At 67.1% G+C, this 25,271-nt stretch carries 26 protein-coding genes; 18 read left to right on the top strand and 8 right to left on the bottom strand.

From position 1 onward, the window contains the following. The 7 genes from ABIA65_RS08585 (at nucleotide 1) to ABIA65_RS08555 (ending at nucleotide 7,407) form a co-directional block, all read left to right on the top strand. Entirely contained in the window at nucleotides 1–1,503 is a 1,503-nt protein-coding gene (locus tag ABIA65_RS08585; protein WP_241403718.1) for an MCE family protein, read from the top strand. After that, entirely contained in the window at nucleotides 1,467–2,135 is a 669-nt protein-coding gene (locus ABIA65_RS08580) for an Rv1363c family protein (RefSeq protein ID WP_241403719.1), read from the top strand. The genes ABIA65_RS08585 and ABIA65_RS08580 overlap by 37 nt, the downstream gene beginning before the upstream one ends. Beyond that, a complete protein-coding gene (locus ABIA65_RS08575; protein ID WP_354523254.1) occupies nucleotides 2,132–2,767 on the top strand; it encodes a hypothetical protein in 636 nt (211 codons plus the stop codon). The genes ABIA65_RS08580 and ABIA65_RS08575 overlap by 4 nt, the downstream gene beginning before the upstream one ends. Nucleotides 2,768–2,771: 4 nt before the next feature. Beyond that, nucleotides 2,772–3,674 carry an alpha/beta fold hydrolase gene (locus ABIA65_RS08570; RefSeq protein WP_354523253.1) on the top strand — a complete coding sequence of 301 codons (903 nt, stop codon included), beginning with the start codon at nucleotides 2,772–2,774 and terminating at the stop codon, nucleotides 3,672–3,674. Nucleotides 3,675–3,682: 8 nt separating this feature from the next. Then, nucleotides 3,683–4,963, top strand: coding sequence for a DUF1298 domain-containing protein (locus tag ABIA65_RS08565; protein ID WP_354523252.1), 1,281 nt, complete (start codon nucleotides 3,683–3,685; stop codon nucleotides 4,961–4,963). Nucleotides 4,964–5,034: 71 nt separating this feature from the next. Beyond that, complete coding sequence (locus ABIA65_RS08560; RefSeq protein ID WP_354523251.1) at nucleotides 5,035–5,568, top strand: DoxX family protein; 534 nt, start codon at nucleotides 5,035–5,037, stop codon at nucleotides 5,566–5,568. Nucleotides 5,569–5,670: 102 nt separating this feature from the next. Beyond that, nucleotides 5,671–7,407 (top strand): DUF3556 domain-containing protein, encoded by a 1,737-nt coding sequence (locus ABIA65_RS08555; RefSeq protein WP_241403724.1) that lies wholly within the window; start codon nucleotides 5,671–5,673, stop codon nucleotides 7,405–7,407. On the opposite strand, the gene ABIA65_RS08550 is transcribed toward ABIA65_RS08555, so the two are convergent. Further along, entirely contained in the window at nucleotides 7,397–8,194 is a 798-nt protein-coding gene (locus tag ABIA65_RS08550) for a FadR/GntR family transcriptional regulator (protein ID WP_241403725.1), read from the bottom strand. The two genes, ABIA65_RS08555 and ABIA65_RS08550, sit on opposite strands and share 11 nt — an antisense overlap. A gap of 216 nt (nucleotides 8,195–8,410) precedes the next feature. Between ABIA65_RS08550 and ABIA65_RS08545 the strand changes: the two genes are divergently transcribed. Genes ABIA65_RS08545 through ABIA65_RS08535 form a run of 3 tightly spaced genes read left to right on the top strand, consistent with a single transcriptional unit; the run spans nucleotide 8,411 to nucleotide 11,519 of the window. Then, complete coding sequence (locus tag ABIA65_RS08545) at nucleotides 8,411–9,556, top strand: thiolase family protein (RefSeq protein WP_354523250.1); 1,146 nt, start codon at nucleotides 8,411–8,413, stop codon at nucleotides 9,554–9,556. Beyond that, nucleotides 9,553–10,356, top strand: coding sequence for a crotonase/enoyl-CoA hydratase family protein (locus ABIA65_RS08540; protein ID WP_241403727.1), 804 nt, complete (start codon nucleotides 9,553–9,555; stop codon nucleotides 10,354–10,356). Before ABIA65_RS08545 ends, ABIA65_RS08540 begins: the two co-directional genes overlap by 4 nt. Before the next feature lie 20 nt (nucleotides 10,357–10,376). Continuing rightward, nucleotides 10,377–11,519 (top strand): acyl-CoA dehydrogenase family protein, encoded by a 1,143-nt coding sequence (locus tag ABIA65_RS08535; protein WP_241405519.1) that lies wholly within the window; start codon nucleotides 10,377–10,379, stop codon nucleotides 11,517–11,519. Between the two features lie 74 nt (nucleotides 11,520–11,593). Here the strand turns inward: ABIA65_RS08535 and ABIA65_RS08530 are convergent, their stop codons facing one another. Together ABIA65_RS08530 and ABIA65_RS08525 are read right to left on the bottom strand one after the other, a co-directional pair. Beyond that, nucleotides 11,594–12,322 carry a fasciclin domain-containing protein gene (locus ABIA65_RS08530; protein ID WP_354523739.1) on the bottom strand — a complete coding sequence of 243 codons (729 nt, stop codon included), beginning with the start codon at nucleotides 12,320–12,322 and terminating at the stop codon, nucleotides 11,594–11,596. A 138-nt stretch (nucleotides 12,323–12,460) separates the two neighbouring features. Next, complete coding sequence (locus tag ABIA65_RS08525; RefSeq protein ID WP_354523249.1) at nucleotides 12,461–13,762, bottom strand: MFS transporter; 1,302 nt, start codon at nucleotides 13,760–13,762, stop codon at nucleotides 12,461–12,463. An 82-nt stretch (nucleotides 13,763–13,844) separates the two neighbouring features. Between ABIA65_RS08525 and ABIA65_RS08520 the strand changes: the two genes are divergently transcribed. Further along, nucleotides 13,845–14,801, top strand: a complete 957-nt coding sequence (locus ABIA65_RS08520; RefSeq protein WP_354523738.1) for a GlxA family transcriptional regulator — start codon at nucleotides 13,845–13,847, stop codon at nucleotides 14,799–14,801. Nucleotides 14,802–14,856: 55 nt separating this feature from the next. After that, nucleotides 14,857–15,381: a gamma carbonic anhydrase family protein gene (locus ABIA65_RS08515; protein WP_241403729.1), complete on the top strand. Its 525-nt coding sequence runs from the start codon at nucleotides 14,857–14,859 to the stop codon at nucleotides 15,379–15,381. Here ABIA65_RS08515 and ABIA65_RS08510 read toward each other — a convergent pair. Further along, nucleotides 15,378–16,409 carry an aldo/keto reductase gene (locus ABIA65_RS08510; RefSeq protein WP_241403730.1) on the bottom strand — a complete coding sequence of 344 codons (1,032 nt, stop codon included), beginning with the start codon at nucleotides 16,407–16,409 and terminating at the stop codon, nucleotides 15,378–15,380. The genes ABIA65_RS08515 and ABIA65_RS08510 overlap by 4 nt on opposite strands. A gap of 90 nt (nucleotides 16,410–16,499) precedes the next feature. On the opposite strand from ABIA65_RS08510, the gene ABIA65_RS08505 reads away from it, so the two are divergent. From ABIA65_RS08505 to ABIA65_RS08495, 3 genes are read left to right on the top strand one after another with little or no spacing between them, the layout of a single operon-like run. Continuing rightward, complete coding sequence (locus tag ABIA65_RS08505) at nucleotides 16,500–17,096, top strand: TetR-like C-terminal domain-containing protein (protein WP_354523248.1); 597 nt, start codon at nucleotides 16,500–16,502, stop codon at nucleotides 17,094–17,096. Nucleotides 17,097–17,148: 52 nt separating this feature from the next. Beyond that, complete coding sequence (locus ABIA65_RS08500; protein ID WP_354523247.1) at nucleotides 17,149–18,297, top strand: NAD(P)H-binding protein; 1,149 nt, start codon at nucleotides 17,149–17,151, stop codon at nucleotides 18,295–18,297. Then, nucleotides 18,294–18,989, top strand: coding sequence for a CPBP family intramembrane glutamic endopeptidase (locus ABIA65_RS08495; protein WP_241403733.1), 696 nt, complete (start codon nucleotides 18,294–18,296; stop codon nucleotides 18,987–18,989). Before ABIA65_RS08500 ends, ABIA65_RS08495 begins: the two co-directional genes overlap by 4 nt. 3 nt (nucleotides 18,990–18,992) lie before the next feature. Here ABIA65_RS08495 and tet(V) read toward each other — a convergent pair whose 3' ends face one another. Together tet(V) and ABIA65_RS08485 are read right to left on the bottom strand one after the other, a co-directional pair. Continuing rightward, entirely contained in the window at nucleotides 18,993–20,276 is a 1,284-nt protein-coding gene (gene tet(V), locus ABIA65_RS08490) for a tetracycline efflux MFS transporter Tet(V) (RefSeq protein ID WP_354523246.1), read from the bottom strand. A gap of 135 nt (nucleotides 20,277–20,411) precedes the next feature. Beyond that, complete coding sequence (locus tag ABIA65_RS08485) at nucleotides 20,412–21,221, bottom strand: enoyl-CoA hydratase (RefSeq protein WP_354523245.1); 810 nt, start codon at nucleotides 21,219–21,221, stop codon at nucleotides 20,412–20,414. Nucleotides 21,222–21,329: 108 nt separating this feature from the next. Here ABIA65_RS08485 and ABIA65_RS08480 point away from each other — a divergent pair, with 108 nt between their 5' ends. From ABIA65_RS08480 to ABIA65_RS08470, 3 genes are all read left to right on the top strand, one after another. Beyond that, the gene (locus ABIA65_RS08480) at nucleotides 21,330–22,424 is read left to right on the top strand and encodes a CaiB/BaiF CoA transferase family protein (protein ID WP_354523243.1); all 1,095 of its coding nucleotides are present in this window, start codon (nucleotides 21,330–21,332) and stop codon (nucleotides 22,422–22,424) included. Nucleotides 22,425–22,503: 79 nt separating this feature from the next. Further along, nucleotides 22,504–23,256: a 3-hydroxyacyl-CoA dehydrogenase gene (locus ABIA65_RS08475; protein ID WP_241403737.1), complete on the top strand. Its 753-nt coding sequence runs from the start codon at nucleotides 22,504–22,506 to the stop codon at nucleotides 23,254–23,256. Nucleotides 23,257–23,284: 28 nt separating this feature from the next. Then, nucleotides 23,285–24,280, top strand: coding sequence for an NAD(P)H-dependent flavin oxidoreductase (locus ABIA65_RS08470; RefSeq protein WP_354523242.1), 996 nt, complete (start codon nucleotides 23,285–23,287; stop codon nucleotides 24,278–24,280). A gap of 222 nt (nucleotides 24,281–24,502) precedes the next feature. Here ABIA65_RS08470 and ABIA65_RS08465 read toward each other — a convergent pair whose 3' ends face one another. Together ABIA65_RS08465 and ABIA65_RS08460 are read right to left on the bottom strand one after the other, a co-directional pair. Further along, on the bottom strand, nucleotides 24,503–24,625 hold the full coding sequence (locus ABIA65_RS08465; RefSeq protein ID WP_090363461.1) for a hypothetical protein: 123 nt from the start codon (nucleotides 24,623–24,625) through the stop codon (nucleotides 24,503–24,505). Between the two features lie 83 nt (nucleotides 24,626–24,708). Beyond that, nucleotides 24,709–25,254: a DoxX family protein gene (locus ABIA65_RS08460; RefSeq protein ID WP_241403739.1), complete on the bottom strand. Its 546-nt coding sequence runs from the start codon at nucleotides 25,252–25,254 to the stop codon at nucleotides 24,709–24,711. Nucleotides 25,255–25,271: the final 17 nt, after the last annotated feature.

The following is a 25,271-nucleotide window of genomic DNA, read 5'->3' as shown; positions in this document are numbered from 1 at the left end:
ATGCGAATGACCCGGCAGATCCTCATCCAGATGGCGATCTTCGCCGTCATCGCGACCACGGCGCTGGCGATCATGGTCTTGGTGTACATGCGGTTGCCTGCCCTCCTCGGCGTCGGCCAGTACCGCGTCACCTTGCAGTTGCCCGAGACCGGCGGGTTGTACCCGCGCGGCAATGTCGCCTACCGCGGCGTGGAGGTCGGCGAGGTGAAGAGCGTGAAGCTGACCAATACCGGTGTCGAGGCGGAGCTGTCTCTGAACGCCGACGTCGAGATTCCCGCCGACCTCGACGCCGAGGTGCACAGCGTGTCCTCCGTTGGCGAGCAGTTCGTCCAGCTGCTGCCCCGCAGCGGCGAAGGTCCGGTGTTGAAGGACGGTGATGTGATCCCGGTGGATCGCGCCACGGTGCCGACCGATATCAACACTGTCCTAGACGCCACGAACCGTGGCCTGGAGGCGATCCCGCGCGACAACCTGCAGACCGTCGTAGACGAGGCGTACGTCGCTGTCGGCGGGCTCGGGCCGGAGTTGCGACGGCTCGTCACCGGAAGCACCACCCTGGCCATCGACGCCCGCAAGAACCTCGACTCCCTGATCACGCTGATCGACCAGTCCAAGCCGGTGCTGGACACCCAGACCGACACGGCGGGTTCGATCCAGGCGTGGGCGGCGAATCTGGCGAGTATCAGCGGTCAGCTGCAGAGCCAGGATCCGGCCGTGGCGGGGATTCTGGCCAAGGGCTCTGGGGCCGCCAACGAGGTGCGGGCCTTGTTCGAGCGGCTGCGTCCCACGCTGCCGATCGTGCTCGCCAACCTTGTTAGCGTCGGGGAGGTGGCCGTCACCTACCAGCCGAGTCTCGAACAGTTGCTGGTATTACTGCCTCAGGGGACTGCGGTCACGCAGGCCGTCGGCGTGCACAAGCGGAACACGAAGCAGGACTACGAGGGTGACGCCCTGCTGTTCAACCTCAATCTGGCGATTCCTCTTCTGCCGGCCCCGATACCGCTGCCGCCGCAGCAGTTGCCGCCGCCGTGCACGACTGGATTCCTGCCCGCCCAGCAACAGCGGGTGCCCACCTTCGAGGACTATCCCGACCGGCCGCCGGGTGATGTCTACTGTCGAGTGCCACAGGATGCGCCGTTCAACGTGCGCGGCGCCCGCAACCTTCCCTGCATCACCGTGCCAGGCAAACGTGCCCCGACGTGGCAGCAGTGCGAGAGCAGCGAGCAATACGTGCCGCTCAACGACGGCTACAACTGGAAGGGTGATCCCAACGCGACACTGTCGGGACAGGACATCCCTCATGTGCCCCCGGCGGTGTCACCTGCGGAAGAAGCGTCACCACGGGGTCCGGTGCCGCCGCCGATAGCGGCCGCCGAATACGACCCAGCGACCGGCACGTACGTTGGACCGGACGGGCGCGTGTACACGCAGTCCAATCTGGCCCGCAACGCCACAGAGGAGCAAACATGGCAGACGATGCTGCTGCCCCCGCCGGGGAGCTGAGCAAGCCTGCAACCGAGACAGCCGAACCGGCTGAGAAACTCGACGACGACGACGTGGTGGAGCGGCCCGGAGCCGAGATCCCCGTCGTGCCCGACGGCACCGGCGACGGGGCGGAGACCGACCTCGATGAAGGCGCGCCCCGCCAGCCGATGTCCCACGTCCGGCTCGCCATGATCGCCGGGTTGGTCGCCGTGATCGCGCTGGCCGGGCTGAGCGGCTGGCTCGGCTTCCGCGCGTACGAGTCGCGCCAGGTCGCCGATCAGCGGCAGGTGTTCCTCCAGGTTGGGCGCCAGGGTGCGCTGAACCTCACCACCATTGACTTCCAGAGCGTCGACGCCGACGTCGCGCGGATCCTCGATTCGGCGACCGGCACGTTCTACGACGACTTCCAGCAGCGCTCGCAGCCGTTCGCCGAAGTGGTCCGGCAGGTGAAGTCCAAGTCGGTCGGCAAGGTCACCGAGGCCGGGTTGGAGTCCGAGACACCGGAGGGTGCACAGGTACTCGTTGCGGTGACCGTCAACACCACGGTGGAGGGCCAGCCCGAGCAGGCGCCGCGAGCGTGGCGGATGCGGATCACGGTGGAGAAGACCGCCGAGGACGTGAAGGTGTCCAACGTGGAGTTCGTGCCGTGACCGACAACGATCAGGAGAAGACGACGGTGGCCTCCGAGCCGAAGAGCGGCGCGGTCGAACTCGACGAGACGACCGCCGCCGAGACGACCGCCGCCGAGACGACGACCGCTGATGCCGACGACACGTCGCCGCAGGAACCTGCCCGGCGCATCAACTGGACCCGCGTCCTCGCCTACGGCATCCTGCCGGGCCTGGCGCTGATCCTGGCGCTGGGCGCGGGCTACCTGAAGTTCGTCGACAACTCGGTGCGCAACGGCGATATCGCTCGCGTCGAGTCGATGCAGGTGGCCAAGGACAGCACCACCGCACTGCTGTCGTACACGCCCGACAAGGTCGAGCAGCAGCTTGGCGATGCACAGAACCTTCTGACCGGTGAGTTCAAGAACTCCTACAGCGAACTCATCAACGACGTCGTCATCCCCGGGGCCAAAGAGCAGCAGATCTCGGCCGTAGCGACGGTGCCTGCGGCGGCGTCGGTCTCGGCGGAGTCGAACCGTGCTGTGGTTCTGGTGTTCGTCAACCAGACCGTGGTCATCGGGTCCTCGGCGCCAACCGATACGGCATCGAGCGTGCGGGTCACGCTGGACAAGGTCGGCGACAAGTGGCTGATCTCCGCGTTCGACCCGGTGTAGTCGCGTGACCGGGGTTCGCACGGTCGACGTCGCGACACCGGACGTCGACCTCAAGGTTCTCGTCTGGGGGCCCGAAGACGGCCCGATGGCCTTGTGCCTGCACGGTTTTCCCGATACCGCAGACGGCTGGCGCAAGGTCGCGCCCGCGCTCGTCGACGCGGGCTACCGGGTGGTCGCTCCCTACCTGCGGGGCTACGCGCCGTCATCGACCTCCGTCGACGGCAGCTACCACGTCGGCGCACTCATGGCCGATGCCCTCGCAGTGCGTGAGGCGGTTGGTGCAACAGCGCGAGACATCGTCATCGGTCATGACTGGGGTGCGATCGCGGCCACCGGACTGGCAGCGATGCCCGACAGCCCCTTCGTCAAGGCCGTCATCATGTCGGTGCCCCCCTCGTCGTCGTTTCGGGGACCGGGCAAGGTGCCGCCCGACGTGGGCCGGCTGATCGCGCAGATCCCGCGTCAGCTGCTGCGCAGTTGGTACATCGCCTACAACCAACTGCCTTGGCTGCCTGACCGTTCCGCGTCGTGGTTGATTCCGCGACTGTGGCGCCAGTGGTCGCCCGGCTACGACGCGACCGAGGATGTCGCCCTGGTGACTGCGGCTATTGGGGCGCCGGCCAATTGGCGCGCCGCTCTTGCGTACTACCGCCAGACCGTCCGCAACAGCAGGCCGCCGCAGCGTTACGCCGAACTGCACCGGCACTGGCTGTCGGCGCCGAGGCTGCCGACGCTGTATCTGCACGGGACCGACGATGGTTGTGCCTCATCGGATTACACGCACTGGGTGCAGCAGGGGCTGCCCGAGGGCAGCCGCACTGCCCTTGTCGAGGACGCCGGGCACTTCCTGCAACTCGAACAGCCCGACGTCGTCGCCCGCCATATCCTCGACTTCGTCGCAACCTGACGTCACGCATGCCACGACTGACAGCGGTCGATGCGCAGACGTTCTGGATGTCGGCCAAGATCCCCAACGACACCGTGCTGCTGTACGGGTTCGCCGGCGTGCCGGACGATCTGGATCACGCACTGGAGCAGGTGCGTGAGCGGGCGCGCGGCTGCTCCGAACTCAGCGTGCGCATCGACGACCCGGGCGGGCTGGCCTATCCGAGCTGGGTCGAGTGCGGTGTCGACCCGGCACAGGTCGAGGTCTGTGATCTCGAGGACTCGACGTGGGCCGGATGCCTGAGCGCGGTGAGCCTGCTCGTCGATGACCAGCTCGACGCGCGGCGGGCCGCCTGGCGATTGGTCGTGTTCGTCGGGGTGGAGGGTGTACCCGGTGTCCCCACTGCCAGCGGGCCGGGCACCGTGGCCGTGCTGCAGATATCGCACGCGCTCGGTGGCGGGGGCCGCACATCGCACTCCGCGGCCATCATGTTCGGCCGGAACGCAACGATGCCCGAGGTGACGCCGTTCTCGACGAGCATGGCCGCCATGCCGCTGCTGGGTTTCCGTGCCGCCCGCGCGCACCGACAGCTCGTCGCCGACACCGAGGCGGGGCTGGTCCCGCCGCCCGCGCGCGTCTGCCCCGTGCTGCGGACCAACGCGCGCCCCGCCGGGGCACGTGGCATGGCGACGGCGGTCGCCAGACGGGCCGATCTGAGCGGCCCGACCGTCACGGTGTCCGCACTGGTCGCGATCTCGACGGCACTGTCGGCGCAGCTGCGCGACCTCGGCGAGGACCCGTCGACGCTGGGCGCCGAGTTGATGATGGCCAAGGCGCTGCCTCGACGGGCGTACAACCACTTCGGCACGGCCGGTGTCGGCCTCTACCCGGACCTGACCACCGGGGAGCGGGGGACGCGGATCGCCGCCGACATCGCCGCACGGCGCCAACGCGGCGCCCATCCCGCGATGCGAGCCGCCGATATCGCGTTCGCCGCGACGCCCGCACCCCTGTTGCGCTGGGGGACAGGACAGTTCAACCCCGACGTGCAACTGGCCGAGGTGACCGGCAACACCGTCGTCTCCAGCGTGAACGGGGGAGCGGCTGACTTCGGATTCGGTGGTGTGCCGGTCGCTCTCATCGCCGCATTCCCGGGGTTGTCGCCGATGATGGGCCTGACGCACTGCGTATCGGGAATCGGCGACACGATATCGGTCGCCGTGTGCGCCGCCGAGTCCGCGCTTGGCGACTTCCCGGCGGGCCTGGACTCCTACGTCGCACGTCTTGAGCAGGCGCTCGGCGGGACGTAGCGCTGCGCGCCGGTGCGCGCAAAGGGGATAGGGCTGGGCATCGGCTTAACAGATGGCTTAGATTCTGTAGCGTGACTGCCTACGACTCTGCTGCTGATTTCGCGCTCCTCGCGCTACGCGTGGTACTCGGCCTGACCATGGCCGCACACGGATACAACAAGCTCTTCGGCGGTGGCCGGATCCCCGGCACCGCCGGCTGGTTCGACAGCATCGGCATGAAGCCGGGCCTGTTCCACGCGCGGATCGCCGCCACCACCGAGATCACCGCAGGACTCGGCCTGGCTCTCGGGCTGCTGACACCGGTGCCCGCCGCCGGCTTCGTCGCACTGATGCTGGTCGCTGCGTGGACGGTGCACCGCAAGAACGGTTTCTTCATCGTCAAGGAGGGCTGGGAGTACAACCTGGTCCTCGCGGTCGCTGCCGTGGCCATCGCCGGAACCGGTGCGGGCAGGTACAGCCTGGATCACCTGCTGTTCTCCGGTGCCGACTTCTACCATTTCCTGCACGGCTGGTGCGGCCTGCTCATCGCCGTTGTGCTCGGCCTGCTGGGTGGCATCGGCCAGCTCGTCATCTTCTTCCGCCCGCCGGTGGCCAAGGACGCCTAGGTCTCTCGCCGAAACTGCGGGGAGATCGCCGAAATCCGTGAATTCGCGATCTGACCGCAGTTTCGGCGCTGCTGGGTTAGAACACGTTCTAGTCTTGCGCCCATGGGTTTTCTGAAGCAGAACACGCCCGTGGTGGACTACGAGACCTGGAGCAAGGGCACCCGGGCCGAGAAGATCGTTCCGATGGCCAGGCACTGGGCCGAGGTCGGCTTCGGAACCCCGGTCGTGCTGCACCTGTTCTACGTGGTGAAGATCCTGGCCTACGTCCTGGTGGCGTGGCTGATCGTGCTGACCACCAGCGGTATCGACGGCTTCACCAACGTCGCCAACTGGTACGCCGAACCGATCGTCTTCCAGAAGGTCGTGTTCTACACGCTGCTGTTCGAGGTGGTCGGGCTGGGCTGCGGGTTCGGGCCGCTCAACAACCGGTTCTTCCCGCCCATGGGTTCGATGCTGTACTGGTTGCGGCCCAATACGATTCGGCTCCCACCCTGGCCAAACCGGGTGCCGTTCACCAGGGGCGACGCGCGTGGTCCTGTCGACGTGGTGCTCTACGCGGCCCTGTTGGTGGTCCTGGTTATCGCGCTCTTCTCCGATGGCACGGGCCCCATCCCCGAACTCGGCACCGAGATAGGCGTGCTCCCGGTGTGGCAGACCGCGACCATCCTGGGCATCCTGGCCGTGGCCGGTCTGCGCGACAAGGTGATCTTCCTGGCCGCACGCGGTGAGGTGTACGCCGCGCTGGCGGTGTGCTTCCTGTTCGGTGGCGCGGACATCATCATCGCGGCCAAGCTCGTCTGCCTGGTGATCTGGATCGGTGCCGCGACGTCCAAGCTCAACAAGCACTTCCCGTTCGTCATCTCCACGATGATGAGCAACAACCCGGTGTTCCGGCCGCCATGGATCAAGCGCAAGTTCTTCGAGCGCTTTCCCGATGACCTGCGGCCGGGCCGGCTGTCGCGCTTCGTGGCGCACTTCAGCACGGCCATCGAGGGTCTGGTCCCGTTGGTGCTGTTCTTCTCCCACGGTGGCTGGCCGACGGCGATCGCCGCGTTCGTCATGCTGTGCTTCCACTTCGGCATCCTGTCGTCGATCCCGATGGGGGTCCCGCTGGAGTGGAACGTGTTCATGATGTTCAGCGTGCTGGCGCTGTTCGTCGGGCACGCCGGGATCGGTCTTGGCGACCTACAGAGCCCGTGGCCGATCGTGCTGTTCGTCGTGGTCGCCGGCACGGTGGTGCTGGGGAACCTGTTCCCGCGCAAGGTCTCCTTCCTGCCCGGCATGCGCTACTACGCGGGCAACTGGGACACCACGCTGTGGTGCCTCAAGCCGTCAGCCGAACAGAAGATCGCCGACGGCATCGTGGCGATCGCGAGCATGCCCGCCGCGCAGATGGAGAAGTTCTACGGCAGCAGGGAGACGGCCGAGATGTACCAGTACATGGGGTACGCGTTCCGCGCCTTCAACACTCACGGCCGAGCGATGTTCACCCTGGCCCACCGGGCGATGGCGGGTCAGAACGAGGCCGACTACACGCTCACCGACGGCGAGCGGATCTGCAGCACGGCGATCGGCTGGAACTTCGGTGACGGGCACATGAGTAATGAGCAGCTGATCGCCGCTTTGCAGAAGCGGTGCAACTTCGAGCCCGGCGAGGTGCGCGTGCTGATCTTGGACGCGCAACCGATTCACAAGCAGCAGCAGGAGTACCGCCTCGTCGACGCCGCGACGGGCGAGTTCGAACGCGGTATCGTCCGCGTCGCCGACATGGTGACTCGCCAACCGTGGGATGACACGGTGCCGGTGCAGGTGACCTGGACGCGAACGCCTACCGCATGACGTCGCGGACCTTGACGTCCTCGAGTCCCTGCAACGACAGCTCTCGTGACACGTCAACGTGCTTGCGCCAATGCGCCTCGGCCGCGGCGCCGTCGCCCGAGCGCAACAACCGCAGCAGGCGCCCATAGGACCGCATCAGCTTGTCGTAATCCGCCTTCGACACCGGGCGGCCTTCCTTGAAGGCGAACTCGGTGTGGCGCACGGTGATCTCGTGCAGCATGCCCGCGATGATCGCGAGCGTGGTGTTGCCCGACAACTCCACCAGGCGACGATGAAAATCGCCTGTTGTCTGGGCCAGTCGATCGGACTGCCAGCCGGCGGGGATGTGTTCGGCCACCATCATCTCGAGCTCGTCGAAAGCCTCCGGCGTACCGGTTTCGGCAAGCAGCCGCACGGCTAAGGGTTCGATGCCTGCCCGCGCCACCATGAGGTCGGCAATGGTGGCGCCCGACAACTCGAGCAGCAGACCCGCGGGCCGCGCGACGATCTCCGGCCCCGGCACCCGCACCCGGGCGCCGGTGCGGGAACCGCGACGCACCTCGACCAGGCGCTCAGACTCCAGCACCCGGACCGCCTCACGCAGGGTCGGTCGGCTGACGCCGAAGTGCGCCATCAGCTCGGCCTCATTGGGGAGGAAGTCGCCGTCGGTGAGCTGGCCGTCCACCACCATGCGGCGTAGCGTTCCGGCGACGAGTTCGGCAGTCTTCGGGGACCGGATCGGCGCGCCGCTGCGGTGCGCCGCATTGTCCGGTCCCATCATTGGTGCCAGCGGCGTGTTGGAAGCCAATGGTTCTCCTGTGTCCCGCCGCGCGGAGCGCGCGGCCAGCTAGTCAACTCAGTAAAACATGTGTGGGCCCTTGTCCCTGCATGGAAGATCTAGCTGAACCACGCCAATACCCCTACCAACCAGTAGGTTGACCTAGTAAACCTACTGATCTACCTTCGGTGATGACCGGATCGGGTGCGCTCCCACGCCGCCACCACCCTTCGAAGGAGAAGTTCCATGGCTGAAGCCGTCATCGTCGAGGCCGTAAGGTCGCCAGTCGGAAAGCGCAACGGAGCGCTGTCGGGCGTCCACCCCGGCGAGCTGTCCGCCCAGGTCCTCAACGGTCTGGTCCAGCGCGCCGGCATCGACCCCGCCCTTGTCGACGACGTCATCTGGGGCTGCGTCATGCAGGCCGGTGAGCAGGCACTCGACATTGCCCGTACCGCGGTGCTCGCCGCCGGCTGGCCCGAATCCGTGCCCGGTGTCACCGTCGACCGCCAGTGTGGTTCGAGTCAGCAGTCGGTGCACTTCGCCGCGGCCGGTGTCGTCGCGGGTCATTACGATGTCGTTGTCGCCGGTGGTGTGGAGTCGATGTCCCGCACTCCGATGGGCGCGTCGCTGGCCAGCGGTGGGCATCCGTACCCCGAGGCCTTCCGCGCCCGCTACTCGCAAACTCCGAACCAGGGCACCGGCGCCGAGATGATCGCGCAGCAGTGGGGTCTCAGCCGTACCGAGTTGGACCAGTTCTCGCTCGACTCCCATGAGAAGGCAGCTGCCGCACAGGATTCCGGCGCCTTCGACGATCAGATCGTGGCCATCAAGGACCAGGACGGAAATCCTGTCCTCCAAGACGGGGGCATCCGTCGCGGTGGCACCATCGAGTCCATGGCAGGCATCAAGCCCGCCTTCAAGGAAGACGGTGTGATCCACGCGGGTAACAGCTCGCAGATCTCAGACGGCTCGGCGGCACTGCTGTTCATGTCGGCGGAGAAGGCGAAGTCGTTGGGGCTCAAGCCACTCGCCAAGGTGCACACCGCGGTGCTTGCCGGTGCGGATCCGGTGATCATGCTGACCGCGCCGATCCCGGCGACGCAGAAGGCGATCAAGCGCTCCGGTCTGTCGCTCGACGACATCGGTGTGTTCGAGGTCAACGAGGCGTTCGCGCCGGTGCCGCTGGCCTGGCTCAAGGACATCGGTGCCGATGAGAAGAAGCTGAACCCGAACGGCGGCGCGATCGCCCTGGGCCACCCGCTCGGCGGATCCGGTGCCCGCATCATGACCACGATGCTCTACCACATGCGGGACAAGGGAATTCAGTACGGCTTGCAGACCATGTGTGAGGGTGGCGGCCAGGCCAACGCGACGATCCTCGAGCTGCTGTGACCGAGACTCAGCAGGAGGCCCCGGCCGCTCTCACCGAGCGGCGGGGCAACATCCTGATCATCACCATCAACCGTCCCGACGCCCGCAACGCCATCAACGCCGCGGTGAGCACCGCCGTCGGTGATGCACTGGCGGCAGCCCAGGCGGATCCGGACGTGCGGGTTGTCGTCCTGACCGGCGCGGGAGACAAGTCGTTCTGCGCAGGCGCCGATCTCAAGGCGATCTCGCGGGGCGAGAACCTCTTTCACCCCGAGCATCCGGAGTACGGCTTCGCGGGTTACGTCAGTCATTTCATCGACAAGCCGACGATCGCGGCCGTCAACGGCACCGCGCTCGGCGGCGGCACCGAGCTGGCGCTGGCCAGCGATCTGGTGGTCGCCGAGGAGCGGGCGAAGTTCGGCCTGCCCGAGGTCAAGCGGGGGCTCATCGCCGCTGCGGGTGGCGTGTTCCGCATCGTCGACCAGTTGCCGCGCAAGGTGGGCCTCGAAATGATTCTCACCGGTGAGCCGCTCAGCTCGGCCGACGCGTTGAGGTGGGGTCTGATCAATCAGGTGGTGCCCGACGGCACGGTGGTCGACGCCGCGGTGGCGCTGGCCGAGCGCATCGCGAGCAACGCACCGCTGGCAGTGCAGGCCAGCAAGCGGGTGGCCCACGGCGTCGATGACGGTGTCATCACCGGCGACAAGGCCGGCTGGGACCGCACCATGCGAGAGATGAAGGTCGTGTTCCGCTCCGAGGACGCCATGGAGGGGCCGCTGGCCTTCGCACAGAAGCGTCAGCCGGTCTGGAAAGCCAAGTAAGCGAGAGGAAGACGAGAAAGATGAAGAGACTGGTCTTCGAAGAGGAACACGAGCAGCTGCGGGAGACCGCACGCCAGTTCCTGGAGAAGGAGTGCGCGCCCAACGTCGAGAAGTGGGAGAGCGAGCGCCTCGTCGATCGCGAATCCTACGTCGCGGCAGGCAAGTACGGCCTGATCGGCTTCAACCTGCCGGAGAAGTTCGGTGGCGGCGGATCCGACGACTTCCGGTTCAACGCCGTGATCGTCGAGGAGTTCGCCAAGTTCGGTGCCGCGACACCGGGACTGAGCCTGCAGAACGACATCGTCGGGCCCTACTTCGTGAACCTGGCCAATGACGAGCAGCAGGCACGGTGGTTGCCCGGCTACATCACCGGTGAGCTGATCGGAGCGGTCGCGATGACCGAGCCGGGCGCAGGCAGCGATCTGGCGGGCATCAAGACCTCGGCTGTGCGCGACGGTGACGACTGGATCCTCAACGGGTCCAAGACGTTCATCTCCGCGGGTATCAACTCCGACCTGGTGGTCGTGGTGGCCCGCACCGATCCCGAGGCCGGCCACAAGGGCTTCTCACTGCTGGTCGTCGAGCGCGGTATGGAGGGTTTCACCCGCGGCCGCAAGCTCGACAAGATGGGTCTGCACGCCGCCGACACCGCCGAGCTGCACTTCGAGAACGTGCGCGTGCCGAACGCCAACCTGCTTGGCGAGGAGGGCAGGGGTTTCTACCACCTGATGACCAACCTCCCGTCCGAGCGGCTCTCCATCGCGATCGCCGCGATCGCCGGCGCCCGCGCGACATTCGCCGAGACGCTGCAGTACGTCAAGGACCGCAAGGCGTTCGGACAGCCGATCGGCAGCTTCCAGCACAACCGGTTCGTGATGGCCGAGTTGGACACCGAACTCGAGATCGGCGAGCAGTACATCGACCGGTGCCTGCGCGCCGCCGTTGACGGCGATCTGACGGCCGTGCAGGCGTCCAAGGCCAAGTGGTGGTGCACCGAGCTCAACAAGCGCGTCGTCGACGCCTGCGTGCAGCTACACGGTGGCTACGGCTACATGAACGAGTACAAGGTGGCACGCGACTACGTCGACGTCCGCATCCAGACGATCTTCGGCGGCACCACCGAGATCATGAAGGAGATCATCGGCAAGGACTTGGGGCTCTAGAGCGCCTCGCAGACGACGAAAGAGCGGCTCGGGACGTTGTCCCGAGCCGCTCTTTCGTCGTGTGTGGTGTTGGCTCAGCCCTCGGCCGGGGCCTCCGCAGCAGGCTGCGGAGCGGGCTCGGTGGTGGCCGTCGCGCTCGTCGTCGCGGTGGTCGACGTCGCCGTCGGGGTGATGGCCTCAGGCGGTGTGCCCGGATCGAGCACGGTGTCGATGATGTAGATCCGGGCGTTGCTGGCCTGGATGCCGCCGCAGATCACCTTGGCGGTGTCGTTGACCTTGATGTCGCCGTCCTTGCCGGTGACCTTGATCTCGGCACCCTGCTGGGTGGGCCGCTGCCCCTTGACCTCGGCGGGGCCGAGGAGGCCGAGGAACACGTGGTAGTAGTCCAGCGACGTCAGCGCGGCCGGATCGGCCTTCAGCGCGTCGAGCTGTCCGGGCTCGAGCTTCTCGAATGCCGCGTTGTTCGGCGCGAACACGACATACGGACCGTTCTCGAGCACGGGAACGATGTTCACCTCGGGGTTCAGACCACCGGAGATCGCGGACGTGAAAGTGCTCAGCGACGGGATCTTGGCCAGCGCCTGACCGACGGGCAGAACGTCCAGCTGCGCCAGGCTGGTGCCTGCGGTGGACAGCTCCTTGCGCAGCGGGTCGCAGTCACCCTGCGGGTCCGGCGGCGGCTTGACCGCAACGGGCTCCGTGGGCGGCGGGTCGGCCTGGGCGGTGACTGCCAGTGGCAGTGAGATGGCCAGTGCGGCGATCGCGGCGGAAAGCCCCACGACCTTGCTGCTACGAGACTTCAACATAGATTCCTCAGCTCATACGACGCGTCGTCTTACTCGGAAATTGGGCGGAAATGCATCCCCCGACGCGGGCGCCCCCGAAAATGGTATGTGGAGAACGCTGTGACACGCCAAATCGCAGTGACGTGGGCCACAGCGTCAGGCACCGGTTTCCGCAGTGTCGACCGGCGCTCTGCGCACCTGCCAACACAGTAGCGACGCGACGGCGCACAGGCCTGCGGCGAGGTAGAAGGCAAGGTCGTAGTCGCCCCGCAGATCGCGCAGCCAACCAGCCCCCGCCGCCGCGGCGGCGGCGCCGATCTGGTGGGAGGCGAAAACCCAACCGAAGACCACGGGTGCACGGGTGCCGAAGTAGTTCCGGCACAGAACGATGGTCGGCGGGACCGTGGCGACCCAGTCCAAGCCGTAGAAGATGATGAAAACCCACGTGCCCGGGTTGGCATGCGGAGACAGCAGCGACGGCAGTAGCAGCAGTGACACGCCGCGGCCCGCGTAGTACACGACGAGGAGAAGTCGAGGGTCGACGCGGTCGGTGAGCCAACCGGAGAACACCGTGCCCGCGACGTCGAGGATGCCGATCGTGGCCAGCAGACCCGCGGCGACCGTCGTCGGCATGCCGTGGTCGTTGGCGGCCGGAATGAAATGCGTGCCGATGAGCCCGTTCGTGGTCATGCCGCAGATCGCGAAGCTCGCGGCGAGCAGCCAGAACGCGGGCACCCGGACGCCGATGAGCAGCCCGTCGAATGCGGCGCGGAAGCTCCCTGTCTGGAGCCTCGCGGGGGGTGACGACTCGGGAGCCGATGATGCCGATCCGCCATAGGCCGTGACGCCCTTGTCGGCCGGGTAGTTGCGGATGAACACCAGCACGAGCGGCACGACGGCGAGCGCGGCGGCGGCCACGATCAGCGATGCCCAACGCCAGCCGTGCCGGACGGTCACCTCGGCGACGACGGGAAGGAAGATCAGCTGGCCCGTCGCGCTGGCGGCCGTGAGCACACCGGTCACCAGCCCGCGCCGCTGTTCGAACCAGCGGGTGGCGATCGTCGCCACGAATCCCATCGATATCGACCCGGTGCCGATGCCCACGAGCACACCCCAGAACAGCACCAGCTGCCAGCTCGCCGTCATCGTGACCGAGAGCGCCGATCCTGCCGCGATGAGAGTGAGGGCCACGGTCAACACCGGCCTGATGCCGAATCGGTCCATCAGGGCGGCGGCGAACGGCGCGGTGACGCCGAACAGCGTCATGTTGACCGACATCGCCAGCCCGACGGTGCCGTGGGACCAGCCGAACTCGTCGTGCAGCGGGTTCATCATCACGCCGGGGATGGAACGGAATCCCGCCGCACCCAGAATCGCGATGAAGCTGACACCTGTCACCACCCACGCCCAGTGGATACGAGGGCGCCGGCTCGTGGCGGCGGGCGAGTCGACCGTCATCGGACAACTGTCGCCCAGCGGGCGGCGGCGCGACAGTGGCATGAATGACACCAATCGTCAAAAACATGCCAAGATGGCAGACGTGCACCGCGTCGCCGTCCTGCTCCTGCCGCCGGTCGTCGCCTTCGACGCGACGATCCCGCCGACGCTGTTCGGCGCCGCCACGGACGAGGACGGCAGCCCGCTCTACGACGTGGTGGTCTGCGGTCTGACGACCGAGCGCGTACCCGGCGCCAACGGTTTCGACGTCGTGCCGACGGCGGGGGCCGAGGCGTTGGCGACCGCCGACACCGTCATCGTGCCCGGCACCCGCTATCGGCCCGCCCGTGAAGACGGTGTGCTCGCACCGGACGCGCGTGCCGCGTTCGACGCGATCCGACCGGGCACGCGGATGGTGTCGATCTGCACCGGTGCGTTCGTCCTGGCGGCGGCGGGCGTCCTCGACGGACGGCCGGCCACGACGCACTGGAAGTTCGCCGACGCGCTGAGGCGTCTACATCCGCGGGTGAACGTCGACGAGGATGTGTTGTTCGTCGACGACGGTGATGTGCTGACCTCGGCCGGGCTGGCCGCTGGAATCGACTTGTGCCTGCACCTCATTCGCTCGGATCACGGCTCCCGGATCGCCAACGACGTGGCGCGCTACTGCGTCGTGCCGCCGTGGCGCGAGGGCGGTCAGGCCCAGTTCATCGACCGGCACCTGCAGGTTGACGACGGTGCGTCCACCGCGGCGACGCGGGAATGGGCGCTGCGACACCTCGACGAGGTACTGACCGTCGACCGGCTGGCGCGACACGCGCACATGAGTCCGCGCACGTTCAATCGCCGCTTCCGCGAGGAGACCGGCCAGGCACCCGGCACGTGGATCCGGAACCGCCGCGTGGACCGCGCCCGTGAACTCCTGGAGTCCCGCGATCTGCCCGTTGACGAGGTCGCCCGCCTCTCCGGCCTGGGATCGGGCGGAAACCTGCGACACCATCTGCGCCGCGGTATCGGCATGTCGCCGTCGAGTTACCGCAAGGTCTATCAGGGCGCGTGACCCGGGTGCGGGGCACGTGACCGACGAACGAGAGCCCCTGCCTACGATTCTCCGCATGCCCGAGCCCCTTCTGCTGCCCGTAAACGGCCACACGCCGCATCTGCACGACGAGTCCTGGGTGGCACCCAATGCCGCACTGATCGGACAGGTGACGCTCGCCGCCAAGGCCAGCGTGTGGTTCAGCGCGACCCTGCGCGCCGAGTTCGAGCCCATCGAGATCGGCTTCGGGTCCAACGTCCAGGACGGGGCAACCGTCCACGTCGACCCCGGCTTTCCCGTCCGGCTCGGCGCGGGCGTCACCGTCGGCCACAACGCTGTGGTGCACGGCTGCATCGTCGAGGACGACTGCCTGATCGGGATGGGTGCGATCATCCTCAACGGCGCGCGGATCGGGGCGGGCTCACTCGTGGCCGCCGGCGCGGTCGTGCCGCAGGGCGCGGTGATTCCGCCACGGTCGATGGTCGCTGGCGTGCCCGGCAAGATCCGGCGCGAACTGACCGACGCCGAGGTCGACCACAACAGGCTGAATGCGCAGGCGTATCAGCATCTGATTGAGCTGCACAGGGGAGCGGGCGACTAACCCACCAGCGGTGGGTTCAGCCGCGCGAACCCCTCCTGTCGGTAGTACGGAAAGTAGGGGTAGGGCGCCTCGATCCGACTGGCGGTGTCCAACCGGGCCAGGTGGATTTCGTCCAGTCGCCAGCCGACGGCGCCCAGGTTCTCCCGGAGTTGTCGTTCATCGCGCGCCCCGACGATCACTGATGACACGGTAGGCCGGGTGAGCAGCCAGTTCAGTGCGATCTGGGGAACGGACTTGCCCGTCTCTGCGGCGATGTCATCGAGGACGTCGACGATCGCGAACAGGCGCTTGTCGTCGACCGGAGGGCCCGCGTCGGCGGTGGAGTGCAACCGGCTGCGCTCGGGAAGCGGTGCGTCCCTTCGGATCCGGCCGGTCAGTCGACCCCACCCCAGGGGGCTCCACACGATGGCGCCGACACCTTCCTGGACACCGAGTGGCATGAGTTCCCACTCGTAGTCGCGACCGACCAGCGAGTAGTAGACCTGATGCGCCACATAGCGCGGGCGATGGTGCGCCTCGGAGAGGTCCAACGACTTCATCAGCTGCCAGCCGGCAAAGTTCGAGACGCCGACGTACCGGATTTTGCCCTGTACGACAAGTGTTTCCAGTGTTTGCAGAACCTCGTCGATCGGTGTGTACGCGTCATAGGCGTGCAGTTGGAACAGGTCGATGCGATCGGTCTGCAGCCGTCGCAGCGAGGCGTCGACGGCGCGTAGCAGCCTGCTCCGCGATGTCCCCCAGTCGTCGGGCCCGGTGGGCAACGCTGCCTTGGTCGAGATGACCACGTCCTCGCGGCGTCCCCGCAGCGCGGCGCCCAGAACCTCCTCGGAGGCGCCGTCGGAGTACACGTCCGCGGTGTCGAACAGCGTGATGCCTGCCTCCAGGGACAGGTCGACGATCCGCCGCGCCGCATCGACACCCGTGTCGCCCCACGCGCCGAAGAAGTCACCGACCCCACCGAAGGTCGCGGCGCCGAAACTCAATTCGGACACCACGAGCCCAGAGTCGCCTACCCGTCGATACTCCATTGCCTACTCCTTAATGGGAACATGGTCTTGTTAGCGTTCGGCAGGTGCAACTACGGCTAATGAAACGATATTCCCGTTAAGGTGGTAGTCGTGACGACGGCAGCCGGTCGCAGGCCAGGCGGACGCACCGCCGCGGTGCGCGCCGCAGTCCTCCGTGCCGTGGCGGACATGCTCGTCGCGTCAGGGCTCGCCGGTCTGGAGATCCCGCTCATCGCAGAGCGCGCGGGAGTGGGCAAGTCCACCGTCTACCGCAGGTGGGGAACCGTTCCGGCGCTGATCGCCGACCTGCTGCGAGACATGGCCGAGACGTCGGTGCGCCGCGCCGACACCGGGTCGCTGCGCGGTGACCTGCACGCCAACGCGGAACTGGTCCGCAGGACGCTGTCTGATCCGCGGCAGGGGCGACTGTTCAAGGCGATCATCGCCGCGGCGGCCTGTGACGACCGGACCGCCGAGGCGCTGGCGGAGTTCTATCGGCGCCGTATCGCGGAGTGGGCGGCGTGCGTCGAGGACGCGATACGGCGAGGTGAGGCACCGACTGGAACCGACGCGACAGCGGTGATCGGCCAGGTCTCGGCTCCGCTGTACTACCAATTTCTCACCAGCACAACGCCTCTGACCACAAGAGATGCCCGCCGCGCGGCCGATGCGGTGTTGGCCGCGGTCGATGCGGGAGTATTCCGATGAGGGCCTGCCCACATCACGGTTCCGGTGGGGCCTGCCCGGGTACAGCCCTACGGTGAAGCGCATGCGAACGTTGGTGACAGGTGCGAGCGGCTACGTCGGCTCGCGGCTAGTCGGTGAACTCCTTGGCGCCGGTCACGAGGTGGTCGCGGCCAGCCGAGACCCCCAGAAGCTGACGGCCTTCGGCTGGTTCTCCGACGTCACCCCAATCGCTCTGGACGCCCATGACGCGGAATCCGCGGCCCGTGCCTTCGCCGACACGGGCCCCATCGACGTCGTCTACTACCTGGTCCACGGGATCGGGCAACCCGATTTCCGCCAGGCGGACAACCGGGCCGCGGCGATCACCGCGGCCGCCGCGAAGGCCGCCGGTGTGCGTCGCATCGTTTACCTCGGCGGCTTCGTCCCCGAGCACGACGAACTCTCCGAGCATCTGGCCAGCCGCGCGGAGGTGGCCGAGGCGCTGAGCGTCGAGGGTGGGCCCGACGTGGTGTGGCTGGGTGCGGCGATGATCATCGGCGCCGGGTCGACGTCGTTCGAGATGCTGCGCTACGTCAGTGATCGCTTCCTGGTGCTCCCGATGCCGGAGTGGTCGGCCAATCCGATGGACCCGATCTCGATCCGCGACGTGCTCTACTACCTCGTCGCGGCGGCGGACGGTGACGTCGTGCCCGCGGGGGCGTATGACATCGCCGGCCCCGAGACCACCTCATACGGCGACCTGTTGGCGTCTTACGCCCGGATCGCCGGTGCATGGCGTGCGCGCGTGCGCGTGCGGGGCGTCAACACCGGCCTGGCATCATTCCTGACGGGTGCGCTGCTTCCGGTTCCCGGCAACCTGGCGTCCGACCTCGTTGACTCCCTTGACTTTCCGATGATGGCCTCCCAGGACAGACTGTGTGGCAAGGTCGCCCATCCGCCCGGCGGACTGGTGGGGATCGACGACGCGATAACGCGGTCGCTAAGCGGTGACCGTGCCATGCCGGTCAACGGCCTGGCCGATCCGCATCATCTGGCCGACACCGATCCCGACTGGGCGGGCGGGGACCGACTCCGTCTGCAGCGACTCGCCGCGGCGGTGACACCGTCGTTCGTCCGGCCCGCGATCGGCCTGCTCGGCGCCGTCCCTGGCCCCGTTGCGGGAGCGGTCCGTACCGGCCTGGACCACCTGATTGGGTTGATTCCCAAGGGCGCCACCGCATGAGCCTCATGGCCGAGATCGGAACGATCGCCAGCACCCGGGCGGTACCCCACGAGGAAGCGCCGTCGACCGTGCGTCGCCGGCGCATCGTCGTTGGTGTCGTTCTCGTCGCCGGTGCCGTGTTGCTCGGGTTCTCCCTGACTCGGCAACCGGGCGACACCGCGTTCTACTGGCTGACGCTGGCGCTGGCGGCGGTGTGGGCGCTGGGCGCGTGGGCTTCAGGCCCACTGCACCTGGGCCACATCCGTTTTCGCGCCCGCACCAGGCGGCCAATCGTGCTGGGCGTCGCCATCGGCCTGCTGGTGGCCGCGGCGTTCATCGTCGGCGCGCTGGTGGCCCGAGAGATCGCACCCGTGCGCGACTACATCGTGGCGGTGCTGGAGTTCGCGAACTATGGACCGATCCTGCTGGTCGTCCTCATCACCGTGATCAACGGTGTGGCAGAGGAGATGTTCTTCCGCGGTGCGCTCTACAGCGCGCTGGGCCGGTTCTACCCGGTGGTGGTGTCGACCCTGGTGTACGCCATCGCGGTGTCGGCCGCGGGTAACCCCATGCTCGGTTTCGCGGGCATCATCCTCGGCGGGGTGTGCGCCTATGAGCGCCGGGTGACCGGGGGAGTGCTCGCACCGATGCTGACCCACTTCTTCTGGGGTCTGGCCATGGTGCTCGCACTGCCTCCGATCTTCGGCGTCTAACGTCTAGCGCAGCGGGTTGGCGATCTCGTCGCGCGGCATCCGCGCGGCGAGCAGCGCGACCGCGGCCAGCACCGCCGGCGCGATACCCGACACGACGAAGATCGTCTGCATCGACACGACCTTGGACAGCGGGCCGACGATCGCGAACGACACCGGCATGAATGCCAGAGACACGAAGAAGTCCAGACTCGACACGCGGCCGAGCATCTCCCTCGGGACGCGACGCTGCAGCAGCGTCCCCCAGATCACCATGCCCGCGCCGTCGGTGACGCCGACGATGAACGTCGCGGCCGCCATGAGCGGGAACGACGAGGTGGCGCCGACGACTATCAGGGGCAGTGAGCCCAGGCCCCACATCGACATCATCACCGTCAGATAGCGCCGTGGCAGCCGGCCCGAGGACACGGCCAGCGCGCCGATGGCGCTGCCGATGCCGAAGAACGCCAGGATGAACCCGTAGGCGCGGGCGCCGTCGGCGAAGCGGTCTTGCGCGATGAACGGCAACAGCACCTCGATCGGACCGATCACCACCAGCACGAACATGCTCGCGTACAGCAGGGTCCACAGCAGCCACGGTGTGCCGACCATGAACGTGAAGCCGTCCCGCAGGTCGCGCAGGACATGGGACCGCTTGACGTCGGCAATGGCCGCGGCGTCGGCCGGCGGCCTTGTCGCGATCAGGAGCACTAGGCCTATCGCGAAGAGCCCGGCGACCACGTACGCGCCCAGCGCGGGGAACGTGGCACCGATCAGGACGCCCGCGACCGCGGGGCCGACCGCCCGCTGGAACACTGGCCGAACCACACCCTCGACGCCGTTGGCGGCGAGCAGCTGCTCGGCGGGCAGGATGCGCGGCAGCAGTGCGCTGTAGGCGGGAAAGAAGAACGCGGCGGCGATGCCCAGCGTCCCGGCGGCCACAGCCATGTGCCAGATACGCAGTGCGCCAACAGAACCCAGGACAGCGACCGTGGACACCGTGATGACGTTGACCGTCTCGACGGCGATGATGATGGTCCGCTGGTTGATCCGGTCGGCGGCGATTCCACCCACCAGGACAAAGGAGACCAGGCCAGCGCCCAGACATGTCGCGACCAGGGACAGCGACGTCGGGTCGGGGTCCAGGGCGATGACCTGAAGTGCCATCACGACGGCCCACATACCCTCGGCGAATATCGAGATGGCCAGTGCGCCAATGAGCAGGCGGTACTCGCGGGTGTAGAAGGGTGCGAGCACACGCCAGCCGCCGCGCCTCTGCGCGGACTGATCGAGGCCGAATTGCGTACTCACCAATCAATGGTCGGGCACCGACCCCCGCTGAGTCGAACGATTATTCGGCGTCAGAAGCCGTTGAGATAGCGCTGGCGGTGGTGGTCTCTCGCAGCTTTGCGCGCTGACCGCTATCTCAACGTGGACAGCGGCGACTCAGTCGTCGGTGAACGTCGGCGCGCGGCGCTCCTGGAACGCCATGGCGCCCTCGTGAAAGTCCTTGGCCGTCAGCAGAGTCATCTGGCCCTCGGTCTCGCGGCCGAACGCGGCGTCGAGTTCGGTGAGCGTGGCGGCGTTGATCGCGTGCTTGGTCTTGCGCAGCGCCACCGCGGGCCCCCACTTCAACCTCGCCAGGACGGCGTCGACTCCCGCGTCGAGGTCGTCGGCGGGGTAGACGGCACTCACCAGGCCTGCCGTGAGTGCATCAGCCGCGGAAAGCCTTTCGGCCAGCAGCGCCATCCGCATCGCACGTGTGCGACCGATCGAGGCCGCGACCAACGCCGAGGCGCCGCCATCGGGCATGAGGCCGATCTTGGTGAACGCCAACAGAAAGTAGGCCGTCTCGGAGGCGAGGATGATGTCGGCCGCGATGGCCAGAGAGACGCCTACCCCCGCAGTTGGACCCTGTATCACCGAGACGACGGGCTTCGGCGAACTGATGATCGCGCTGACCGCACGGTTCGCCGCCTCCAACACGTCGCCGGGGGCTCCGCTCGCGCCCGGGTTCGCGCGGTCCTCGGCGCCGATACCCGCGCCTGAGCTGAATCCTCGGCCTGCGCCACCCAACCGGACCACTCGCACCGCCGGGTCGTCACCTGCGCGTTCCATGGTCGAGGTGATGGTCGACAGCATCGCCGCGGTCAGCGAGTTCAGGCTGTCGGGACGGTTCAGAGTCATCGAGAGCACCCCGTCCGACAGGGATACCGTGAGATCGTCGATGCCGGTGTAGGACTCGGTCGTGCTCATGCGTGCCTCGTTCGCGTTTGGCGAGCCTGCGGCCCGCAGCGTAATCGACTTGGTTATACAAGTAAGCTACGTCGGCGGTCAACAATTCAACTGGTGAGGGGCGTTGCGATGGCGGGACCACTGCAGGGATTGCGAGTCGTCGAGTTGGCGGGCATTGGCCCCGGGCCGCATGCGGCGATGATTCTCGGCGATCTGGGGGCCGATGTCGTGCGCGTCGAGCGGCCGCCCCGAAACAGTGGCGGCGTACCCGCGCCCAGTCGCGATTCGATGTTGCGCAACCGACGCTCGGTCGCCGCCGACCTCAAGAGCGATGAGGGCCGCGAGCTGGTGCTGAGCCTCATCGCCAAGGCCGACGTTCTGATCGAGGGCTACCGGCCCGGTGTCACCGAGCGCCTCGGCCTTGGCCCCGATGACTGCGCCAAGGTCAACGAGCGGCTGATCTACGGGCGTATGACGGGCTGGGGGCAGGACGGTCCACGCGCGCTGCAGGCCGGCCACGACATCAACTACATCTCGCTCAATGGTCTGCTGCACGCCGTCGGCCGCAAGGGCGAGAAGCCGGTGCCGCCGCTGAACCTGGCCGGTGACTTCGGCGGCGGGTCGATGTTCCTCATCGTGGGAATCCTGTCCGCGCTGTTCGAGCGCCAGAGTTCGGGCAAGGGGCAGGTGGTCGACGCCGCGATGGTCGACGGCTCCAGCGTCCTGATGCAGATGATGTGGAGCTTTCGCGCCACCGGAATGTGGTCGGATGTCCGCGGCACCAACATGCTCGACACCGGTGCGCCCTACTACGACACGTATGAGACCGCCGACGGCCGCTACGTCGCAGTCGGCGCCATCGAGCCACAGTTCTACGCGCTGCTGCTGGCGGGCCTGGAGTTGGATCCCGCCACGCTGCCCGGCCAGAACGACATGGCTCGCTGGCCCGAGCTGCGCGAGGCATTCACCACGGCGTTCGCCACCAAGGACCGCGACCACTGGGCCAGGGTTTTCAACGGCACCGATGCGTGCGTGACACCAGTGCTGAGCTTCGCCGAGGTTCAGACCGAGCCGCACATCACCGAACGCGGCACCTTCTTCGCCGATGGCGACAACCTGGAGCCCATGCCGGCTCCGCGGTTCTCCCGCAGCCAGCCTCCGACACCCACCCCGCCCGGGGTGCCCGGTGCCGACACCGAGGCCGTCTTGCGCGACTGGGCATAGCCCCAACAGCACGACTGGGCATAGCCCCAACTGTCAGTTGGCCGGGGATGCCGGCCACCCCCATGAAAGGAATGCATCTGTGCAGATCAAAGACGCCGTAGCGGTCGTCACCGGTGGAGCCTCCGGGCTTGGCCTGGCCACCACGAAACGACTGTTGGACGCAGGCGCCAGCGTGGTCGTCATCGACCTCAAGGGCGAGGAAGTGGTGGCCGAACTCGGTGACCGCGCCAAGTTCGTCGCCACCAACGTCACCGACGAGGACGGCGTGTCCAAGGCGCTCGATGTCGCGGAGTCGCTCGGACCGCTGCGGATCAACGTCAACTGCGCGGGTATCGGCAACGCGATCAAGACGCTGGGCAAGGACGGTCCCTTCCCGCTCGATGGGTTCAAGAAGGTCGTCGAGGTCAACCTCATCGGCACGTTCAACGTGCTGCGTCTGGCTGCCGAGCGGATCGCCAAGAACGAGCCCCTCGGTGAGGAGCGCGGCGTCATCATCAACACCGCCTCGGTCGCGGCGTTCGAGGGCCAGATCGGTCAGGCGGCCTACTCGGCGTCAAAGGGTGGCGTGGTCGGTATGACGCTGCCGATCGCCCGCGACCTGTCGCGGAGCCTGATCCGCGTCTGCACCATCGCCCCGGGGCTGTTCAAGACCCCGCTGCTGGGCTCGCTGCCCGAGGAGGCGCAGAAGTCACTGGGCCAGCAGGTTCCGCACCCCGCTCGCCTCGGCGATCCCGACGAGTACGGCGCACTTGCCGTGCACATCGTCGAGAACGCGATGCTCAACGGTGAGGTCATCCGTCTGGATGGCGCGATTCGGATGGCGCCGCGATGAGAGCCTGCGCGAAGAGCAAGGAGCACAGATGAGCATCACGACGAAGTTCACTGAGGTCTTCGGGGTCGAGCACCCCATCGCCCAGGGCGGTATGCAGTGGGTCGGCCGTGCGGAGTTGGTGGCCGCGGTCGCCAATGCCGGTGGCCTTGGTTTCATCACGGCATTGACTCAGCCCACCCCTGCCGATCTGGCCCGCGAGATCGCCAAGACGCGCGAACTCACCGACAAGCCGTTCGGGGTCAACCTGACGATCCTGCCGTCGATCAACCCGCCGCCCTATGACGAGTACCGCCAGGTCATCATCGACGAGGGCGTCAAGATTGTGGAGACCGCGGGATCCAACCCGGCGCCGCACCTGCCGATGTTCCACGACAACGGCATCAAGGTGCTGCACAAGTGCACCTCGGTGCGCCACGCGGTCAAGGCGCAGAGCCTGGGTGTGGACGGCATCAGCATCGATGGCTTCGAGTGTGCGGGCCACCCCGGCGAGGACGACGTCCCAGGACTGGTCCTGATCCCGGCGGCGGCCAAGCAGATCGAGATCCCGATGATCGCCTCGGGCGGCTTCGCCGATGCCCGCGGACTGGTTGCGGCGTTGGCGCTGGGCGCTGACGGTATCAACATGGGCTCGCGGTTCATGTGCACCGTCGAGTCGTGCATCCATCAGAACGTCAAGGAAGCCATCGTGGCCGGCGACGAACGCGGCACCGAGCTGATCTTCCGCAGCCTGAACAACACCGCTCGCGTCGCGAGCAACGTGGTGTCGCGTGAGGTTGTGGACATCCTCAAGGGTGGCGGTGAGTTCGACGACGTCAAGGATCTCGTCGCGGGTGTGCGTGGCCGCAAGGTGTTCGAAGACGGCGACCTGGACGCCGGTATCTGGAGTGTGGGCACCGTGATGGGGCTGATCGACGACATCCCGACCTGCGACGAACTCATCTCACGCATCGTGCGTGAGGCCGAGGAATTGATCGCCGCACGACTGGGCGGCATGGTCTCGCAGACCGCGAGCGCTGCCGTCTAGTCCGCTGAGCCGGGTGTTCAGATTGCGCTGAGGGTCGTGATTCCCCTCGGCTCACGACCCTCAGTGCAATCTCGTGCGGGCGTTCCAGTCGGGCGCCTCATGCAAAAAGCCGCCGACACGTAGGTCGGCGGCTTTGTTGCGCTCCGGTCGAGCGTGCACGTGACGCAGACACGCCGCGCGTCACCTCATATGCAGCGTCGGCCCGTCCGGGCCGACCCGCGGTTAGACCGCGGCGGCTAGGTCGGGGAACTGTTCTGAGGTGTCACCCTCAACCAGGACGTCCCCGTGGTAGAGGGCGTCGAAATCAACTTTGATGACATCGGCACTGGTGTCGTCGATCCACATGTACTGGACAGTAACCATCACTATTAAGAGTTTGTTGAGTCACGATTCGGAAAATGGTGGCAATTCTTACCCGGGGGTAGGTTTCAGGGCGTCGGGTCGCTCAGATGAAGCGGATTCGTGCCATTCAGCAAGATCCAGGTCGCGAGTATCGCGGCGATAGCGACGACAAATAGTACGATCGCGACAAATCCCGGCCACCGCGCCCGGCCGAAGATTCTTGCGTCCAGTGAGAACGCGCCCGCACCCGTGAAGAGCAGGGCCGTTGCGGCGAACGCGACCATGAACGGCACGTTGAACGGCATCGACCAGAATGCGTCGCCGGAGACGTTGACCGCCCAGGCGCCGATCATCGCGGCGATCACGGCACAGGACGCGATGGGCGTGAGCAAACCCAGGATCAGGCCGATGCCGCCGGTGGTCTCGGCGATGGTCACCAGGAGTGCGGCGAACTGCGGCATCCGCCATCCACCGGTCTCCATGAAATTAACGGCGCTCTGCAGGTCGAAGGCCTTGATGAGCCCCGCCTGAACCATCGTCGCGCCGGTGGCGAGCCTTAGGACCAGCAGGCCGAAGTCGGCGAGAGAGGAGGTCCGCGAGGTGTAGACGTCCGTTTCGTCCGTGATGTCCATACGCTCAGGATATTGGC

The organism is Mycolicibacterium sp. 624 (assembly GCF_040548615.1).
GTDB lineage: Bacteria > Actinomycetota > Actinomycetes > Mycobacteriales > Mycobacteriaceae > Mycobacterium.
The sequence above is the reverse complement of the archived record's forward strand: the minus strand, read 5'-3'. Positions and strand labels throughout refer to the sequence as shown.

Bases quoted from the DNA above. Each gene is read 5' to 3' on its own strand.
- ABIA65_RS08580 (WP_241403719.1), top strand. From the start codon at position 1,467: ATGGCAGACGATGCTGCTGCCCCCGCCGGGGAGCTGAGCAAGCCTGCA.
- ABIA65_RS08510 (WP_241403730.1), bottom strand. From the start codon at position 16,409: ATGGAGTATCGACGGGTAGGCGACTCTGGGCTCGTGGTGTCCGAATTG.
- ABIA65_RS08480 (WP_354523243.1), top strand. From the start codon at position 21,330: ATGGCGGGACCACTGCAGGGATTGCGAGTCGTCGAGTTGGCGGGCATT.
- ABIA65_RS08545 (WP_354523250.1), top strand. From the start codon at position 8,411: ATGGCTGAAGCCGTCATCGTCGAGGCCGTAAGGTCGCCAGTCGGAAAG.
- ABIA65_RS08565 (WP_354523252.1), top strand. From the start codon at position 3,683: ATGCCACGACTGACAGCGGTCGATGCGCAGACGTTCTGGATGTCGGCC.
- ABIA65_RS08470 (WP_354523242.1), top strand. From the start codon at position 23,285: ATGAGCATCACGACGAAGTTCACTGAGGTCTTCGGGGTCGAGCACCCC.
- ABIA65_RS08525 (WP_354523249.1), bottom strand. From the start codon at position 13,762: ATGACGGTCGACTCGCCCGCCGCCACGAGCCGGCGCCCTCGTATCCAC.
- ABIA65_RS08555 (WP_241403724.1), top strand. From the start codon at position 5,671: ATGGGTTTTCTGAAGCAGAACACGCCCGTGGTGGACTACGAGACCTGG.
- ABIA65_RS08465 (WP_090363461.1), bottom strand. From the start codon at position 24,625: ATGTGGATCGACGACACCAGTGCCGATGTCATCAAAGTTGATTTCGAC.
- ABIA65_RS08495 (WP_241403733.1), top strand. From the start codon at position 18,294: ATGAGCCTCATGGCCGAGATCGGAACGATCGCCAGCACCCGGGCGGTA.
- ABIA65_RS08515 (WP_241403729.1), top strand. From the start codon at position 14,857: ATGCCCGAGCCCCTTCTGCTGCCCGTAAACGGCCACACGCCGCATCTG.
- ABIA65_RS08485 (WP_354523245.1), bottom strand. From the start codon at position 21,221: ATGAGCACGACCGAGTCCTACACCGGCATCGACGATCTCACGGTATCC.
- ABIA65_RS08535 (WP_241405519.1), top strand. From the start codon at position 10,377: ATGAAGAGACTGGTCTTCGAAGAGGAACACGAGCAGCTGCGGGAGACC.
- ABIA65_RS08585 (WP_241403718.1), top strand. From the start codon at position 1: ATGCGAATGACCCGGCAGATCCTCATCCAGATGGCGATCTTCGCCGTC.
- ABIA65_RS08460 (WP_241403739.1), bottom strand. From the start codon at position 25,254: ATGGACATCACGGACGAAACGGACGTCTACACCTCGCGGACCTCCTCT.